Annotated in this window: 16 protein-coding genes; 8 read left to right on the top strand and 8 right to left on the bottom strand. The window is 73.3% G+C overall.

Features of this window, described 5'->3' with window-relative positions:
* Positions 1 to 35: 35 nt before the first annotated feature.
* The gene (locus ABT026_RS23700; RefSeq protein ID WP_351117141.1) at positions 36 to 755 is read left to right on the top strand and encodes a lipoprotein; all 720 of its coding nucleotides are present in this window, start codon (positions 36 to 38) and stop codon (positions 753 to 755) included.
* 91 nt (positions 756 to 846) lie between these two features.
* Positions 847 to 1,542 carry a hypothetical protein gene (locus tag ABT026_RS23695; protein WP_502968040.1) on the top strand — a complete coding sequence of 232 codons (696 nt, stop codon included), beginning with the start codon at positions 847 to 849 and terminating at the stop codon, positions 1,540 to 1,542.
* A 51-nt stretch (positions 1,543 to 1,593) separates the two neighbouring features.
* Here ABT026_RS23695 and ABT026_RS23690 read toward each other — a convergent pair whose 3' ends face one another.
* The 4 genes from ABT026_RS23690 to ABT026_RS23675 form a co-directional block, all read right to left on the bottom strand.
* The gene (locus tag ABT026_RS23690; RefSeq protein WP_351117140.1) at positions 1,594 to 3,108 is read right to left on the bottom strand and encodes a SulP family inorganic anion transporter; all 1,515 of its coding nucleotides are present in this window, start codon (positions 3,106 to 3,108) and stop codon (positions 1,594 to 1,596) included.
* Between the two features lie 67 nt (positions 3,109 to 3,175).
* Entirely contained in the window at positions 3,176 to 3,853 is a 678-nt protein-coding gene (locus ABT026_RS23685) for a YitT family protein (RefSeq protein ID WP_351117139.1), read from the bottom strand.
* Between the two features lie 80 nt (positions 3,854 to 3,933).
* Positions 3,934 to 4,374, bottom strand: coding sequence for a hypothetical protein (locus tag ABT026_RS23680; RefSeq protein ID WP_351117138.1), 441 nt, complete (start codon positions 4,372 to 4,374; stop codon positions 3,934 to 3,936).
* A gap of 186 nt (positions 4,375 to 4,560) precedes the next feature.
* Positions 4,561 to 5,925, bottom strand: a complete 1,365-nt coding sequence (locus ABT026_RS23675) for a radical SAM protein (protein ID WP_351117137.1) — start codon at positions 5,923 to 5,925, stop codon at positions 4,561 to 4,563.
* 208 nt (positions 5,926 to 6,133) lie between these two features.
* Between ABT026_RS23675 and ABT026_RS23670 the strand changes: the two genes are divergently transcribed.
* From ABT026_RS23670 to ABT026_RS23660, 3 genes are all read left to right on the top strand, one after another.
* Complete coding sequence (locus ABT026_RS23670; protein ID WP_351117136.1) at positions 6,134 to 7,393, top strand: FAD-binding protein; 1,260 nt, start codon at positions 6,134 to 6,136, stop codon at positions 7,391 to 7,393.
* Positions 7,394 to 7,472: 79 nt separating this feature from the next.
* On the top strand, positions 7,473 to 8,102 hold the full coding sequence (locus tag ABT026_RS23665) for a ThuA domain-containing protein (RefSeq protein ID WP_351117135.1): 630 nt from the start codon (positions 7,473 to 7,475) through the stop codon (positions 8,100 to 8,102).
* A 121-nt stretch (positions 8,103 to 8,223) separates the two neighbouring features.
* Complete coding sequence (locus ABT026_RS23660) at positions 8,224 to 8,988, top strand: DUF4097 family beta strand repeat-containing protein (protein ID WP_351117134.1); 765 nt, start codon at positions 8,224 to 8,226, stop codon at positions 8,986 to 8,988.
* Between the two features lie 62 nt (positions 8,989 to 9,050).
* Here ABT026_RS23660 and fes read toward each other — a convergent pair whose 3' ends face one another.
* Both fes and ABT026_RS23650 read right to left on the bottom strand, forming a co-directional pair.
* Positions 9,051 to 10,349, bottom strand: coding sequence for an enterochelin esterase (fes, locus tag ABT026_RS23655; protein WP_351117133.1), 1,299 nt, complete (start codon positions 10,347 to 10,349; stop codon positions 9,051 to 9,053).
* Between the two features lie 185 nt (positions 10,350 to 10,534).
* Positions 10,535 to 12,178 (bottom strand): acyl-CoA dehydrogenase family protein, encoded by a 1,644-nt coding sequence (locus ABT026_RS23650; protein ID WP_351117132.1) that lies wholly within the window; start codon positions 12,176 to 12,178, stop codon positions 10,535 to 10,537.
* Between the two features lie 125 nt (positions 12,179 to 12,303).
* On the opposite strand from ABT026_RS23650, the gene ABT026_RS23645 reads away from it, so the two are divergent.
* From ABT026_RS23645 to ABT026_RS23635, 3 genes are all read left to right on the top strand, one after another.
* A complete protein-coding gene (locus tag ABT026_RS23645) occupies positions 12,304 to 13,548 on the top strand; it encodes a YihY/virulence factor BrkB family protein (protein ID WP_351117131.1) in 1,245 nt (414 codons plus the stop codon).
* Between the two features lie 10 nt (positions 13,549 to 13,558).
* The gene (gene mmuM, locus ABT026_RS23640) at positions 13,559 to 14,482 is read left to right on the top strand and encodes a homocysteine S-methyltransferase (protein ID WP_351117130.1); all 924 of its coding nucleotides are present in this window, start codon (positions 13,559 to 13,561) and stop codon (positions 14,480 to 14,482) included.
* Positions 14,483 to 14,742: 260 nt separating this feature from the next.
* Positions 14,743 to 15,345 carry an HD domain-containing protein gene (locus ABT026_RS23635; RefSeq protein WP_351117129.1) on the top strand — a complete coding sequence of 201 codons (603 nt, stop codon included), beginning with the start codon at positions 14,743 to 14,745 and terminating at the stop codon, positions 15,343 to 15,345.
* Positions 15,346 to 15,349: 4 nt separating this feature from the next.
* On the opposite strand, the gene ABT026_RS23630 is transcribed toward ABT026_RS23635, so the two are convergent.
* Positions 15,350 to 16,573: a phospholipase D-like domain-containing protein gene (locus ABT026_RS23630; RefSeq protein WP_351117128.1), complete on the bottom strand. Its 1,224-nt coding sequence runs from the start codon at positions 16,571 to 16,573 to the stop codon at positions 15,350 to 15,352.
* 67 nt (positions 16,574 to 16,640) lie between these two features.
* The gene (locus ABT026_RS23625) at positions 16,641 to 17,144 is read right to left on the bottom strand and encodes a DinB family protein (RefSeq protein ID WP_351117127.1); all 504 of its coding nucleotides are present in this window, start codon (positions 17,142 to 17,144) and stop codon (positions 16,641 to 16,643) included.
* Positions 17,145 to 17,163: the final 19 nt, after the last annotated feature.

Below are 17,163 nucleotides of genomic sequence, written 5' to 3'. Positions count from 1 at the left end.
CACCCCCGGATCCGCCGCGGGTTACAGTGCGCTGCTTGATCACGGACGACCGGAAGGGGCGGGAGATGCGGAGAACGGCGAGCGGGGTGGCGGTGGGCGCCGTGGTGTGGGCGGTGCTGTCGGGGTGCTCCGCCGGGGAGGCGGAGCGGGACCCGGCGGCGGGGCGCGGCGAGGGGCCCTCGGCGTCGGCCCCGGCCGGGGCGAAGGGCGGTTCCGCGGAGGTCGCGAAGAGCGCGGGGACCGTGGGACCGGACGGGTCGGCCTGCGAGCTGCCCGTGGCCTTCGACGTGGCGAAGGGCTGGAAGGCCGAGGCCGTGCAGGGGGCCGAGGCGCTGGGCGAGGACGTGCCGGAGGAGATGGAGGGCCTGGAGGAGTTGTTCCGTCAGGGGCCGGTCGCGGCCGCATGCGAGGTCGACGCCAAGGGCGCCGGGCACATCGGCTTCCTCCGCGTGTGGACGGGCGACCCGTCCGACGACGACGCCACCGCCGTGCTGAAGGAGTTCGTCGCGGCGGAGACCGAGGGCTCCGAGAAGGCCGAGTACGGCACGTTCACGGCCGAGGACGGGCTCGAGGCCGCCACGGTCAGCTACATGACCACCAGCGCGCTGTGGGAGAAGCTGGTACCCCAGCGCGCCCTGGCCGTCGTCACACCCGGCGGACCCGTCGTGCTGCACCTCGGAGGGTCCGACGAGGAGGAGCACAAGGCCATGCTCCCGGCGTACGAGCTGGCCCGCACGACCCTTCGCACCACCTGACCGACTCCGGCACCTCGGGGCGGAACCGCCCGTACCGGCCCGCCGTCCTCCTCCGTGTCCGTCGAGTCGAGTGCAGGGGAGGCACACCACCGTGGCTTGGCAGAACAACACCCCACCGCCACCGCCACCGGTTCCGCCGCAGCGGCCGTCCGCGGGCAGCCGGGCGAAGGGCTGTCTGGGGAGTCTGCTGTCGCTGGGCGTGGTGATCGCGCTCGGGTTCGGGGCCTCGCAGGTCTTCGACGACGACACCTCGGGTCCGTCCGCGTCGCCGTCCGCGTCCTCGTCGTCGTCCGGCGGCGACGTGAAGGCGCGCAACTGGAGCAAGGGCGACTGCGGCGGCCCGGACCCGGAGAAGGGCTCCGCCAGTTACCGGATGATCGACTGCGACGACTCCGGGGCGACCTTCGAGGCGCTGGAGATCATGGACGCCTCCATCATGCCGGAGTCCATCCAGTGCCCGGCGGGCACCGACCTGATCATCGAGGTGTCGATCAGCTACGGCCGCTCGAACTCCGGCGGTGGCATCCCCACGGAGACGGTCTGCGGCCGCAACCTGTCCGGCGACCACCCGGGCGACGCGGGCGCGGGCGGCGGTCAGCTGGTGAAGGGTGACTGCGTGGACGACCGGGCGCAGGAGATCGCCTGCGCGTCCGCGGGGTCGTCGGACCTGAAGGTCCTCGGACTGGTCAAGAAGAAGGCCGAGTGCCCGTCGGGGACGACGGAGCCGATGGAGCTGCTGTTCGCGATCGGCCGGCCGTACGACGTGATCTGCGGCGGCAAGGTCTGATCCCGCCCGCGCGACGGAGGGCCCGGTCCGGGCCGGGCCCTCGCCGGCGGGTCATTGGGAGGACAGGCGCCCCGCCAGCCGTTCATGGATGCGGGCGCTCGCCTCGTTCAGGCCGACCACGGTGACCCGCTTGCCCCGCTGCGCGTACTTGTTCTCGACGGCGTCCAGCGCGGCCACCGAGGACGCGTCCCAGATGTGCGCGGCGGACAGGTCGATGACCACGTCCTCCGGGTCGCCCTGGTAGTCGAACTGCGTCACCAGGTCGTTCGAGGAGGCGAAGAACAGCGCACCGGTCACCCGGTAGACCACCCGCCCCTCCTCGGGCCGGACGGCGGCGGTGACGTCCACCAGGTGCGCGACCCGCCGCGCGAAGACCACCATCGCGGTGATCGAGCCGACCACCACGCCGACCGCCAGGTTGTGGGTGACGACCACGCAGACGACGGTGATCACCATGACCGCGGTCTCCCCCAGCGGCATCCGCCGGAGCGTCCGGGGGGCGACGGAGTGCCAGTCGAACGCGGTGATCGAGACCATGATCATGACCGCGACCAGCGCCGCCATCGGGATCTCGGAGACCACCGGGCCCGCCGCCACGCACAGGATCAGCAGGAAGAGGCCGGCCAGGAAGGTGGACAGCCGGGTGCGGGCGCCGGAGACCTTGACGTTGATCATGGTCTGGCCGATGACCGCGCAGCCGCCCATGCCGCCGAAGAAGCCGGTGACGATGTTGGCGATGCCCTGGCCGACGGCTTCCCGGGTCTTGCCGGAGTGGGTGTCGGTGATGTCGTCGACCAGCTTGGCCGTCATCAGCGACTCCATCAGACCCACCAGCGCCATGGCGAAGGAGTAGGGCGCCACGGTGGTGAGGGTGTCGAGGGTGAACGCCACGTCCGGCAGCCCCGGCACCGGCAGCGCCGACGGCAGCTCGCCGCGGTCGCCGACCGTCGGCACGGCGATCCCGGCCGCCACGGTGATCACGGTGAGGATGACCACGGTGACCAGCGGGGCGGGCACCGCCCTGCTGATGCGGGGGAAGAACACCAGCATGGCCAGACCGGCCGCGAGCAGCACGTACACCGCCCAGGGGACGTCCGTCAGCTCGGGGATCTGCGCGAGGAAGACCAGCATGGCCAGCGAGTTCACGAAGCCGACCATCACCGAGCGCGGCACGAACCGCATCAGCCGGGCGACGCCGAGCAGGCCGAGCGCGATCTGGAAGACGCCCGCCAGGATCACGCCCGCGATCAGGTATCCGAACCCGTGCTCCCGGTTGAGCGGGGCGATGACCAGGGCCACCGCGCCGGTGGCCGCCGAGATCATCGCCCGGCGGCCGCCCACCACCGAGATGGTCACCGCCATCAGGAACGAGGCGAAGAGGCCGACCGCCGGGTCGACGCCCGCGATCACCGAGAAGGAGATCGCCTCGGGGATCAGGGCGAGCCCGACCACCAGGCCGGCCAGCACCTCGGTCCGCCAGACCTTGGGGTCGCGTGTCCAGGCGGGCAGGGCGGGCCAGAGGCGGCGACGCGCGCCGGCCGGGGCCGGCGACGGCGTGAAGGACATACGGGACCGATCCTGAACAGGGGCGCCGGGCGGGCGCTGCGGGGAGGCGGGACGGAGGGTGCGGCGGTCAGCTGCCGTTGTAGCGGCCGGGCCGGTGGTTCATCGCTATGACCATGTTGAGCACGGCCACGCCCGCCAGCGAGGCGAGGACCACCGTCGGTTCCACCAGCGGCAGGGCGCAGAGGATCACCACCGCGTCCAGGGCGAGCTGCACGTACCCGGCCCGCCATCCGTAACGGTCCTGGAGGTGCAGGGCGAGGATGCCGAAGCCGCCGCCGCTGGCGTTGTGGCGGAACACCACGATCATGCCGAGGCCGACGCACAGGCCGCCGAACACCGCGGCGTACCAGGGACTCATCCCGGAGAGGGTGACCAGTTCCTGCTGGACGGGGGTCAGCGCCGAGGTGAGCGCGACCACCGCCAGGGTGCGCAGGGTGAACGACCGGCCCATGCGGCGCACGGCGAAGTAGTAGAAGGGCAGGTTGACCACGAAGAACACCACGCCGAGCGGCAGCCCGCCCGCGTAGCTGATGAGGAAGGACGTGCCGGCGAGACCGCCGGTGACGCCGCCCACCGCGTGCAGGAGGGTGAGCCCCCAGGACATCAGGAAGGCGCCGATCACGTACGCCGCGAGGTTCTCCACCAGGGTGTGCGGAGTGGCCGGGGCGGCGGGGGCCGTGGGCGCGGCCGGGGAGTCGACCGCGGCCTGGGGGTCGGCCGTGGTCGAGAGGGCAGAACTCGACATGACCGAAAAAGTACCACCCATTTTTCGCACGCCTGTTTCCAGGCGATGTCACCCCGTGGTACAGGGCAGCCGCGGGCCGCTCAGGCGGTGACCTCGTACCGGCTGCTGCAGATCGCGGTGTCGCCCTTCACCGCGCACACCCACATGGTGTAGCGGTTGCCCTCGCCGAGGTTGCCGCTCGCCCAGTCCTCGTACGGCGAGTTGTGCCCGGCCGTGCTGGCGACGCGGCCCGTGCTGAGGTGGGCCCGGATGCCCCAGCCGTCGGCGAGGCTGTCGTTCGCCACCAGTGTGTCACCGGGGTAGTCCAGGTAGGGGTCCTGCCACCAGTAGGCGTATCCGGCGTGGCTGCCGTTGTTCTTCACGTCGATCCGCACGTCGCCGTCGGCCATGAAGACGGGGCTGAAGGTGAAGTTGGGCAGGGCGGAGGCCGGGGCCGCGCCGGCGGTCAGGGCCACGCCGGTGAGCAGTCCGGCGGAGGCGAGCAGGGCGAGCGCCCGGCGGCGCCAGGTGCGTATGGTCATGCGAATCCCCCGGTCCGGTTCCGCGCCGGCCGCCGGCGCGGCGGTGCGCCGCGCGGGAACGACCGCCCGGGCACCGGCATCCTGCCCAGCCGCCCCACCGGTCACACCCGGACACGGCGCCGCCCGCGCTCCGGGCCCTCGTGGGGCGCGGTGGCGCGGGCGGCGTCCTGGCACGGACCGTCGCGGTCAGGCCGGCTCGGCCGTCGCGGCGGCGATCTCGTTGTCCACGTAGCTCTCGTCGGCGGGGAGGCTGTCCATGAAGGAGCTCACCGAGAAGACCGCGCGGCCGGGGCCGGGCTGGCCGTAGCCGGGCGGGGAGGACAGGCCGAAGTCGTCCATCGTCTGGCGGTAGGCCTGAAGCAGCCGGATGTGGTACTCCAGCGGCGCCCCGTCGGGGTTGGTCCTGCCCAGCGGCGTGGTCGGCTCCGGGCACCAGGTGGTGAAGCGGGGCGTGATGCCGTTCGACATGAAGAAGCGCAGGCCCTCGGTGGTGGAGGCGATGGCCTCGTCGACCGTCTTGAAGCCGAACGGCTCGGCCATCTCGATGCCGGCCACGAAGTTCGGGATCACGTTGCGCGGGCCGAAGATCTCCGCGGAGTCCAGGATGCGCTTGTGCCACTCGTCGCGGCCGACGTAGCGCTCCTTGCCGGGGCAGTGCAGCTTGAAGAGGTACTCGTCCCACACCTCGTAGTTGGGGTGGTAGATCTTGACGCCGTAGTCCTTGAACCGCTGCACGTCGTCCTTGGGCAGCGCCTGGGCGACGACTTTGCCGATCCAGCGGTCAGGGAAGCGCTCCTCGATGGCCTTGGCGTAGTGGCCGTAGAAGTCGGCCTCGTCGCGCCCGGCGACCTTGGAGGTGATGGCGCCGCCGGTGAGCGTGTAGGCGGTGGAGACCTTCTGGGTGTCGTAACGGTCGATGATCTCCAGGGCCTCCAGCACCTCCTCCACGTCCTTGACGCCCGTGTAGGGACGGCCGGCCTTCTTGTGCTGGCGCCAGTTGTGGTTGATGTCGCAGTACTGGCACTCCTCCTTGGCGCCGAAGTACTGGCACACCCGGAAGACCGTGAGGTAGATCAGGTAGCCCCACTGGATGGTGGGCGCCACCTCCATCACGGACTTCCCGTTGGAGAGCTTGTGCCGGTAGTACTCGGGCATCGGCGGCACGCCGACGTCGGCGATGCGCTTCCCGTCGAGGTAGAGGCCCAGCACGTTGTGCTCGTCGGCGGCGACCCGGTACGGGGAGGTCGGGTTGACCCGGACCGAGACGACGGTGCGCCGCAGGTCGTAGGGGCCGCCGGTGAGGATGATCTCCTCCGGCGGGCGCCGCAGCGCGGCCTCGCCCAGTTCGGGCAGGGTGCCGTGGTCGAAGGAGAAGATGAAGTAGGACTTCGGCTTGACCTCGCCGTCCTCGTTGTCACTGAGGGCCGAGGCGTCGAAGGCGACACCGCCTCGCAGCAGGTCCTCCTTGAACACGGCCTCCCGCGGTACCCCCGGGAACCGCTCCATCAGATCCTCGACCAGCGCGGTACGACTGCCCGTGCCCGTGCTCATACCGTTCTCCTTCCCATGCGCGACTTCTCACCGTATGCCTCCGGTGACGCGGGTGCGGGACCGGGTCCCCGTGACACGCCTTCCCGGCGGCCCCGGTGTGGGGGACCTCACAGTCGTCGGGCCAGGTGAGGGGTTTCCCGCGCCCGGGTGAGAGGCTGAAGTCCGGACCCCGCGCCGCGCGTTTCCGTCCCGCACGAAGGAACCTCGCATGCCCCGCACCACCACCGCCGCCGCCCTCACCAACTGGGCCGGCAACATCGTCTTCTCCCCCGCCGCGACGGCCCGGCCGTCCTCCGTCGGGGAGCTCCGGGAGACCGTGGCCGGCGCGCGCCGGGTGCGGGTGCTGGGCAGCGGCCACTCCTTCAACACCATCGCCGACCCCGGCGCGGACGGCCTGCTGCTCTCGCTGGACGAGCTGCCGGGCGAGGTCGAGGTGGACGCGGCCGCGCGTACCGTCCGGGTCGGCGGCCAGGTCCGCTACGCCCGCCTGGCCCGCGAGGTGCACGCGCGGGGCCTGGCGCTGGCCAACATGGCCTCGCTGCCGCACATCTCGGTGGCCGGGTCCGTCGCCACCGGCACCCACGGCTCCGGCGTGGCCAACGGCCCGCTGGCCTCGGCGGTGCGCGAGGTGGAGCTGGTCACCTCCGACGGCTCGCTGACGACGGTGGGCCGCGACGACGCCCGCTTCGGCGGGGTGGTCACCTCGCTGGGCGCCCTGGGCGTGGTCACCGCCCTCACCCTGGACCTGGAGCCGGCCTTCGAGGTCGAGCAGCGGGTCTTCACCGAGCTGCCGCTGGAAGGGCTGGACTTCGCCGCAGTCGCCGGGGCCGCCTACAGCGTCAGCCTGTTCACGTCCTGGCGCCGTCCGGTCTTCGAGCAGGTCTGGGTCAAGCACCGGACGGACCTGGGCCCTCTCGACTTCGGGTGGGCGCCCGCGGCCGACGCGCCGCTGCACCCGGTGCCGGGCATGCCGGCGGGCAACTGCACCGAGCAGCTGGGCGTTCCGGGCCCCTGGCACGAGCGACTGCCGCACTTCCGGGCCGAGTTCACGCCCAGCAGCGGCGACGAGCTCCAGTCCGAGTACCTCCTGCCGCGCGGCTCGGCCGTGGAGGCGCTGCGGGCCCTCGCCGAGGTCCGCGAGGAGATCGCCCCCGTCCTGCAGATCTGCGAGGTCCGCACGGTGGCCGGTGACGGGCAGTGGCTGAGCCCCTCCTACGACCGGGACAGCGTCGCGGTGCACTTCACCTGGGTGGACGACACCGCGGCGGTGCTGCCGGTGATCGGCCGCGTCGAGGAGGCGCTGGCGCCCTTCGACCCCCGCCCGCACTGGGGCAAGGTGTTCACCGTGCCCGGGCCGGTGCTGCGCGGACGCTACACGCGGCACGGGGAGTTCGCGGCCCTCGCCGCGGAGATGGACCCGCGCGGCGCCTTCCGCAACGCGTTCGTCGACGAGTTCCTGGGCGGCTGAGCCGTCCCGTCCGCCGGCGGGCGCGGCCGATCCGGCCTCCGCCCGCCGGCGGGTGTGCCGTACGGCCTACCGTGTCGCCATGACGCGCCGCCTGCTGGTCCACACCCGCACCACCGACTACCGCCACGACTCGATCCCCGCCGCGCTGGCCGCGGTGGGCGGCCTCGAGGGGTTCACCGTGGACGCCACCGAGGATCCGGCCGCCCTGGAGGGCGACCTCGCGCCGTACGCGGCGGTGGTGTTCCTCTGCACCTCGGGCGACATCCTCACCGACGCCGGCCGCACCGCGCTGGCCGCCGCGGTCGAGTCCGGGACCGGCTTCGCCGGAGTGCACTCGGCGGCCTGCACCGAGGAGAACTGGCCCTGGTACACGGGGCAGCTGCAGCGGTCTCGGTTCGCCGGCCATCCCCCGTTCGGGACGGACGTGGTGCTGGTCGAGGACCGCGCGCACCCGGCGACGGCCCATCTGCCGGCCGAGTGGACGTGGAGCGACGAGTGGTACGACTTCGACCCGGTCCCCGACCCGGCCGAGGTCTCCGTGCTGCTCCGCGGCGGCGAGGACCGTCACCCGCTGGCCTGGCACCACCGGCAGGGCCGCGGGCGCGTCTTCTTCACCGCCCTGGGCCACGACGCCGCGGCGTACGCGGACCCCGCCTTCCTGGCCCACCTGCGCGGCGGCCTGGAGTGGGTCTGCGAAGGCCGAAGGTAGGGACAGCCCCCGTACGACGAAGGGGGCGCACCGGATCGTGACGGCGCGCCCCGCTCCGTAGCGTCGGAAGCGTCGAAGCACGTCGACGTGCACATCCCGCCCGACCTGAACGGAGGCCCTCGTGGCCGCAGTCAACCGCACCGCCCGTGTCGCCCTGGTGAGCGCCGGCGCCGTCCTCGCGCTGGTGGCCCTGAGCGGCTGCGGCGCCGACCTCGACGACGCGAAGCCGGAGAAGCGGTCCTTCGCGGCGACGGCGGGGCCCCTCACCATCGACACCGACAACGGCGACGTCGCGGTGCGCCCGGCCGACGTCGAGAAGATCGAGGTGACCCGGTGGTTCGCCGGCCGGGCGCTGATCGGCGACCCGGAGGCCACCTGGGAGATGGACGGCGACCGACTGGAGCTGCGGACGGACTGCGGTCTGCTGGCCGGCAACTGCTCCGCCCGCTACGAGGTGCTGGTCCCCCGGGACACCCGGCTGACCGTCACCGGCGACAACGGCGACATCAAGGCCGAGGGCTTCGGCACCGCGCTGCGCATCGAGACGGACAACGGCGATGTGGAGGTGACCGGTTCCACCGGTCCGCTCACCCTGGAGGGCGACAACGGCGACCTGCGGGCCACCGGCCTGACCTCCTCCCAGGTGACGGTCGCATCCGACAACGGGGACGTCCAGCTGGTCTTCGACGCCGCGCCGCGCCGCACGAACGCCACCTCCTCGAACGGCGACGTGACGCTGGAGGTGCCGGAGGGCACCGCGTACCGGGTGGACGCCGAGGCCGGCAACGGCGACGTCACCACCGGGCTGGCCACCGACCCCGAGGGCGCCCACCGGCTGGACGTGCGCTCCGACAACGGCGACATCGTGCTGCGGACCGCGGGCTGACGCCCGACAGGCGTAGGCCCACGCCCACCGGACCGTGGGCCTACGCCTGTCGGGCCGTGGGCCTATGCCTGTCGGGCGGCCCGGTCGCCGAGCAGGGCGGTCAGCCCGTCGGCCAGCTCGGTGCGCCAGCACAGGTAGTCGTGGCCGCCGTTGAACTGCCGGTAGGAGAAGTCGGCGTCCCGTTCGGCCAGCGCCTCGCGCAGGTTGCGGGTGGCGGGGACCAGCACCCACTCCTGTTCGCCGGAGGAGAGCCACAGCCGCACGCCGTCGGGCACGCCGTGCTCGCGGATGGCGCCGGTGATCCACTCGCCGTCGGTCTCGGCGTGGTTGGGCCACCAGAACGAGCCGGAGCAGGAGAGGGCGTTGCCGAACCGCTCGGGGGCGCGCACCGCCGCGTACAGGGCGGCGAGTCCGCCGAGGCTCTGCCCGGCGAGCACCGTACGGGCCGGGTCGTCGGTCAGCGGCAGGATCCCGCCCGCCCACGGGAGGAGTTCGGTGCGCAGGAAGTCCACGAAGGTGTCGCTGGGCGCGAGTTCGCGGTAACGGCGCTGCGAGCCGAGGGACTCCGGCAGCACGGCGGCCACCGGTGGGAGGGAGCCGTCGGCGATCAGGTTGTCCAGGAGGGCGGCGACGTCCAGTTCGGGCTGCCACATCTCCCCGTCGAAGAGGATGACGACGGGAAGCTCGGCGTCGGGCTCGCGGGTGGCGGGCTCGTAGAGCCACACCCGCCGTTCGTTGCCGAGCAGTTCGCTGCGCACCAGGTGCTCGGTGACGGCTCCGCGGGCCACGTCGGGGCGGCGGCGCCAGAGTTTCTCGGCGGTGGGCGCGTCGGGCAGCTCCAGCACGGACTGCGGTTCCCCGCCCCAGCGACGGGCGAGGGTGCGGGAGTTGAAGGGGTCCACGCGCAGGCGGCCGCGCAGCCAGGGCCAGTACGCCTGGTCGCCCGGGGCGGGGGCGTCCGGGTCGTCGCCGTCGTCGACGCAGAGCGAGTAGGTGGCCTGCCAGTCGGTGCGCATCCGCAGCGTCCAGTGCCACACGTCGGTGCCGGGGACGCGGCGCATCAGGTTGGCGGCCGGGTCGCGCGGGTCGGCGAGTTTGTTGGGCAGGGCGAGGACGGCGCGGACCCCCTCGTCGCCCCGCCAGAGGAAGGTGACCAGCGCGTGGTCCGGCGCCCCCTGCGGGTCGGGCTCCACCAGGGGGGTGCCGGCGGCGCGGACCTCGTCCCAGAACGCCTCGGTGCTCGCGGTCCCGGACGCGGCGAGCGCGGCGATCCGCGGGCTCTCCGCGAGCTCCATGGGGGCCGGCCTCGGGGTGCGCGGCGGGTGCGGGAGCGACTCGCGGGGCGGGGCGGGGAAGGACATCGGGCGGCATCTCCAGGGGCTGCGGAACTCGCCCGTCAGCCTACGTGGGGGTGCGGCGGGGCGGGGAGGCGGGCACCGGGCCGCCCGGAGCGCGGACCGGCGGCCCGCGGCGTGCCCGGGGGGTGCGGCCGGTGCCTCCGGGTGGTGCCGGGACCGCGCGGCACCACCCGTCCGCCGGGCGGGGCTCAGGCCACCGGGCGGGCCCGCTCCACGACCTCCGCGAGGTGCGGCGAGTGGGGCAGGGTGCCGAACGCGTTGCCCCAGTCGCCGCCGAGCCGGGAGGCGCAGAACAGGTCGGCGACCTCCGGCGGCGCGAACCGCACCAGCAGCGAGCCCTGAAGGACCAGGGCGATCCGCTCGACGACCCGGCGGGCCCGCGCCTCGGCGCCCTCCATGTCCGCGAGTTCGGTCAGCAGCTGCTTGATCGCCCCGTCCAGCCGGTGGTCGGCGCCGCGCGCCTGCCCCACCTCGCGCAGGAAGGCGTCCAGCGCCCCGGGCTCCCGGCGCAGCGCGCGCAGCACGTCCAGTGCCTGGACGTTGCCGGCGCCCTCCCACACCGAGTTGAGCGGGGACTCGCGCAGCAGCCGCGGCATGCCGGACTCCTCGACGTAGCCGTTGCCGCCCAGGCACTCGGCGGCCTCGGCCACCAGCGGGGTGCACCGCTTGGTCACCCAGTACTTGGCCGCCGGCACCGCCAGCCGCAGCAGGGCGCGCTCGCCCTCGTCGCCCCGGTCCTGGACGGCGTCGTAGGCGGCCGCCAGGCGCAGCCCCAGGGTGGTGGCGGCCTCGGACTCCAGCGCCAGGTCGGCCAGCACGTTGCGCATCAGCGGCTTGTCGACGAGCAGACCGCCGAAGGCCTCGCGGTGGCCGGCGTGGTGGACGGCCTGGGCGACGGCCTGCCGCATCAGGGCGGCGGAGCCGAGCACGCAGTCCAGCCGGGTGGCCGCGACCATCTCGATGATGGTGCGCACACCCCGGCCCTCCTCGCCGACCCGGCGCGCCCAGGTGCCGTCGAACTCGACCTCGGCGGAGGCGTTGGAGCGGTTGCCCAGCTTGTCCTTGAGCCGCTGGATGCGGAAGACGTTGCGGGTGCCATCCGCGAGGACGCGCGGCAGCAGGAAGCAGGTGGGGCCCTCGCCGGTCTGCGCGAGCACCAGGAAGCCGTCGGACATCGGCGCGGAGCAGAACCACTTGTGGCCGGTGAGCTCGTAGGCGCCGTCCTCGGCCAGCGGCCGGGCGACGGTGGTGTTGGCGCGGACGTCGCTGCCGCCCTGCTTCTCGGTCATCCCCATGCCGAAGACGGCGCCGGGCTTCTCGGCGGCGGGGACGAGCGCCGGGTCGTAGACGGTGGAGGTGAGCCGGGGCTCCCACTCGGCGGCCAGCGCGGGCTCGGTGCGCAGGGCGGGGACGGCGGCGTGGGTCATCGAGACCGGGCAGCCGTGCCCGGCCTCCACCTGCGACCACACCAGGAACCCGGCGGCCCGCCGCACGTGACCGCCGGGGCGGGACCAGGCGGCGGTGAGCTGTGCGGAGACCGCCTTGCGCATCAGCTGGTGCCAGGAGGGGTGGAACTCGACCTCGTCGACGCGGTGCCCGTAGCGGTCGTGGGTGCGCAGTGTGGGCGGGTTCTCGTTGGCCAGCCGTCCCCACTCCTGCACCTGGGAGGACCCGGCGCTGCGGCCGAGACCGGAGAGCTCGGTGCGGGCCTCGTCGAGCAGCTCGGGTGCGAGGTGCCGTTCCACGGCCTCGGTCAGCGCGCGGTCCGCGCTGTAGAGGTCGTACCCGGCCAGGGGCGGCGGCTGATTGGTCACGGTGTGCGTTGCCGGCATGGGCCGGAACCTACCCTGCCGGACCCGTCGATCACAGGGTCCCGTGCGTCCGGTCGCCCGCCGCGCGGTGATCTCCGCCACCCGGGAATGTCAGGGACGCGCCGCGCTGCCGTTACCTTTACCCCGTGCAGGCAGCAAGCGAAAACACCGACGAGCCCTCCGGCGGCCGCCTCCACCGGGCCCGCGTCCTCTACCGCAACGTCTCCAAGCGCCGGACGGCCTGGCTCCTGCTGAAGGACACGGTCAACTCGTGCATGGAGTACCGCATCCTCGGCCTGGCCGCCGAGGCGGCGTTCTTCACGCTGCTCTCGGTGCCGCCGCTGCTGCTCAGTCTGGTGGGGCTGCTCGGCTATGTGGACGCCTGGACCGGCGCGCAGACGATCGAGGGGGTGGAGCACAACATCCTGGAGGCCTCGCGCAGGGTCCTCACCGACCGCGGCGTCACCGGGATCGCCCAGCCGATCCTCGACGACGTGACCTCCGGCGGCCGGCCCGACGTGATCTCGCTCGGTTTCCTGCTCGCCCTGTGGTCCGGTTCCCGGGCAGTCAACGTCTTCGTCGACACCATCACCGTGATGTACGGCCTGGACGGGGTGCGCGGCATCGTCCGGACCCGGCTGATGGCGTTCCTGCTGTTCATCGTGGCGTTGCTGATCGGGTCGGTGGCGCTGCCGCTGATGGTGGCCGGGCCCGACGTGGTGATGCGGGTGCTGCCGTGGTCGGAGTCGCTGGTGCAGGTGCTGTACTGGCCGGTCGTGATGGTGCTGTCCGTCGTCTTCCTGACGACGCTCTACCACGTGTCGGTCCCGGTGCGCTCGCCGTGGATGGAGGACATCCCGGGCGCGCTGGTGGCGCTGGCCATGTGGCTGCTGGGCAGCGTGCTGCTGCGGCTGTACCTGACCTCGACCATCGAGGGGCCGACCATCTACGGCTCGCTGGCCGCGCCGGTGGCGATCCTGCTGTGGATCGGCGTGTCGGCCTTCGCGGTGCTGGTGGGCGCGGCCGTCAACGCGGCCATCGACCGGGTCTGGCCGGCCGCGGCGACGGCCGCCGCCCGTGAGGCGAACGAGCGGCTGCGGAAGGCGCAGATCGTCGACTACGTGGCGCGCACCGCGGGTTCGCTCGCGCCCGACGACGAGGCGCACACCCCGTCGGAGTTCCCCGAGCGCTGGTCCCGTTTCCTGCCGCCGGAGGACGTCAGCGGCCGCCTGCTGCGCGCCCACGCCCGGCACGCGGCCAAGAGCGGCGCCGCCCGCAACGGCGCGGCGAAGAACGGCAAGAGCCGCGACGAGACGACGGTCAAGGAGAACACCGAGGTGGTGCGCAACAACGAGGCCGTCAAGAACGGCATGACGGATCACGAGTCGTAGGCTCGACGGCATGACCGGCGCCCCCACACTCCCCTTCGCCGAAGCCCTGACCTCGCCCTCCGGTCTCGTGCTGGACGGCGGGCTGGCGAGCCGGCTGGAGGCGGCGGGACACGACCTGGGCGACGCCCTGTGGTCGGCCCGGCTGCTCGCCGAGCGGCCCGAGGCGGTCGTGGAGGCGCACCTGGCCTTCTTCGCGGCCGGGGCGGACGTCGCGATCACGGCGAGCTACCAGGCCACCTTCGAGGGCTTCGCGCGGCGCGGGACCGGTGCGGGGAGGGCGGCCGAACTGATGGCCCGGAGCGTCACGCTGGCCCGTGAGGCGGCGCGGCGCGCCCGGGCGGGCGGCGTGGAGCGGGACCTGTACGTCGCCGCCTCCGCCGGGCCGTACGGGGCGATGCTCGCCGACGGCGCCGAGTACCGGGGGCGGTACGGACTCACCGTCGACGAGCTGGAGCGCTTCCACCGGCCGCGCCTGGAGGTGCTGGCGGCGGCCGGGCCGGACGTGCTGGCCCTGGAGACGGTGCCGGACGCCGACGAGGCGCGGGCGCTGCTGCGGGCGGTGCGGGGGCTGGGGGTGCCGGCCTGGCTGTCGTACACCGTCGACGGCGACCGCACCCGGGCCGGACAGCCGCTGGAGGAGGCCTTCGCGCTCGCCGCCGACGCGGCGGAGGTGGTGGCGGTGGGCGTCAACTGCTGCGCTCCCGCCGACGTGGCCGGGGCGGTGCGGACCGCGGCGCGGGTGACGGGGAAGCCGGTGGTGGCCTACCCGAACAGCGGCGAGAGCTGGGACGCGGGGCACGGCTGGAGCGGTGGTTCCGCCTTCGACCCCGCGGCGGTCGACGACTGGCGTGCGGCGGGCGCGCGGCTGGTCGGCGGCTGCTGCCGGGTGGGCCCGTCGGCGATCGCGGAGCTAGCCCGCGCGTGGCGGGCCTGAGCTCCCTCCGGGTGCCGGTCCCCCGCCGGGCCGCGGCGCTGCCCCGCGGGCGGTTCGCGGCACCACTTCGCCTTCCGCCGGGCCCTCGCCGAGCGAGGAGCCGCCCCGGACGTCCGGCCGGCGCGGCACGACGACGCCCCGGCCGACGACGGCGAGGTGCGCGGGGCGGTGAGGGGGCGGTGAAGGCTGCGGCGGTGTCCGCGGCGACGAAGATCGCGGGGCGCGGACGGACGCGGGGCGCGTCGGACATACTCGTCGGCATGACTCCCGACGAGCTCCAGATACCCGACAGCCCCGCGTGCGCCACCGCCCTGGAGGTGGCCTCCGTCTACTGCTCGCCGGCGCTGCTGAACCATTGCCTGCGGTCCTACGTCTGGGCGGCCGCCTACGGCACCGAGCACGGCATCGGGTTCGACCCGGAGCTCCTGTACGTCGGGGCGATGTTCCACGACGTGGCCCTGATGCCGGAGTTCGACAACCACACGCTGGGCTTCGACGACGCCGGAGGACACGTGGCGTGGGTGTTCGCGGCGGGAGCGGGATGGCCGGCGGACCGGCGGCGGCGCCTGGTGGAGGTGGTGCTGAGCCACATGCTCCCCGCCGTCGACGTGACGGCGGACCCGGAGGGCCACCTGTTGGAGCGCTCGACCAGCCTGGACATCTCGGGGCGGTACACGGACGACTTCTCCGCGTCGTTCAAGGCCGAGGTGCTGCGCCGGTATCCCCGACTCGGCATCGCGGAGGAGTTCCTCGCCTGCTTCCAGGACCAGGCCGGGCGCAAGCCGGCCAGTTCCCCCGCGGCCTCGCTGCGCGACGGCATCGCTGGGCGGATCCTCGCCAACGAGCTCGACCGGCTCGGCTGAGTCCTCACAGGAACCGGCGGATGGGCACGACCGCGCCCTCCCGCAGCCGCCACAGCAGCGGGCGCGCCGCCCACGTGCGGGCGTCGATGCTCTCGCTGGCCGTCAGGTCCTGGTCGAAGTGGGCGTCGAGGGTGGCGGCGAGCTCCTCGTCCAGCACCGCGAGCATGATCTCCTCGTCGTGGTCGAGGGAGCGGCGGTTGAAGTTGCCCGACCCGACGAGGGACAGCACGCCGTCCACGGTCAGCACCTTGGCGTGCATCATCGTCGGCCGGTACTCCCAGATCCGCACGCCGGCCTCCAGGAGTCCGGCGTACAGCCGCCGGCCCGCCAGCCGGCACACCGGCTTGTCGGTGTGCCGGCCGGGGACGAGCAGCTCCACCTCGACGCCGCGTCGCGCGGCGGCCCCGAGCAGGGCGGCGAAGTCCGCGTCGGGGGCGAAGTACGCCGTGGTCAGGCGGATGCGGCTCTCGGCCGACTCGAGCACCACGCGCAGCAGTGTCTTCATGTCCTGCCAGCCGACGCTCGCCGAGCCCCGTACGACCTGGACGACCGCGTCGCCCTCCGGCCGGTGTTCGGCGAAACCGTCCCGGTCGTCGAACAGGCCGCCGTGGCACTCGGCCCAGTTCTGGGTGAACGCCGCGGCGATGCCGTCCACCGCCGGTCCGCGTACCCGGAAGTGCGTCTCGCGCCATTCGGTCTCGTGCCGGGCGTCGCCGGCCCACTCCTCGGCGATGCCCACGCCGCCGGTGAAGGCCGTCGTCTCGTCCACGACGAGCACCTTGCGGTGGCAGCGGTGGTTCTGCTTGAACGGGGACAGCCACAGGGGCCTGCGGAACCAGGCCACCTGGACGCCCGCCTCGGCCATCATGGCGAGCAGCCGGCGCTCGATGAGGCGGCTGCCGAAGCCGTCGAGGAGCAGCCGGACCCGGACCCCGGCGCGGGCCCGGTCGGCGAGTGCCTCCGCGAACTCGCAGGCTATGGCCCCCTTCCAGTACACGAAGGTCATCAGGTCGACGGTGCGGCGGGCCGCTCTGATGCCCGACAGCATGGCGGAGAAGATCTGGTCGCCGTTGCGCAGCGGGAGCAGGCTGTTGTACTCGGTCGCCGGGGTGCCGATCAGCCGTTCCAGGCGACGCCGGATACGCCGGGCGCGGTCCCCGGTGCGCGGCGCGTCCGGCAGCGCCCCGGGGCCCGGGGCCGGAAGGCTCAGGTGCTGGGCCGTCGTCATGGGCGTCTCCTGGGTGAGGCCTCGTGGCGCTTCCGGGGTGGGCGGCAACGGTTCGGTCCGGTCCCTGTCAGACGCCGGTGGTTCCGTCCGCCAGTTCGCGCAGGATGTCGATGTGACCGTTGTGCCGGGCGATCTCCTCGATCAGGTGCAGCAGGACCCAGCGGAGGGTGACGTGCCTGCCGTCGCTGATGGGTCGCGCGGCGGTGGCCTCCAGGTCGAGACCGGCGACCAGGTCCCGGTGCCCGGCGCACTGGTCCTCGTAGAGGGCGAGGAGCCGGGCGAGCGGCAGGTCGTCGTCGACCCGGAAGTCGCGGTCGGGGTCCTCCTCGGTTCCCGGGAGGATGTCCTCCCCTCCCAGGAACATGACGTCGAACCAGTAGTACTCGACCCAGCGCACATGACTGACCAGGCCCGCCACCGACATCAGCGGGGAACCCGGCAGGGGGGCCTTGCGGGCGTCCTCGTCCGAGAGTCCTTCGCACTTGGCGTGGACGGTGGCGCGGGTGTAGTCGAGGAACGTGACCAGGGTGGCGCGCTCGTCGAAGGTGGGCGGGGTGTCGGTACGGGACATCTGAGGCTTCTCCGGGAAG

Source organism: Streptomyces sp. NPDC002734 (assembly GCF_040295685.1).
Lineage (GTDB): Bacteria > Actinomycetota > Actinomycetes > Streptomycetales > Streptomycetaceae > Streptomyces.
The sequence above is the reverse complement of the archived record's forward strand: the minus strand, read 5'-3'. Positions and strand labels throughout refer to the sequence as shown.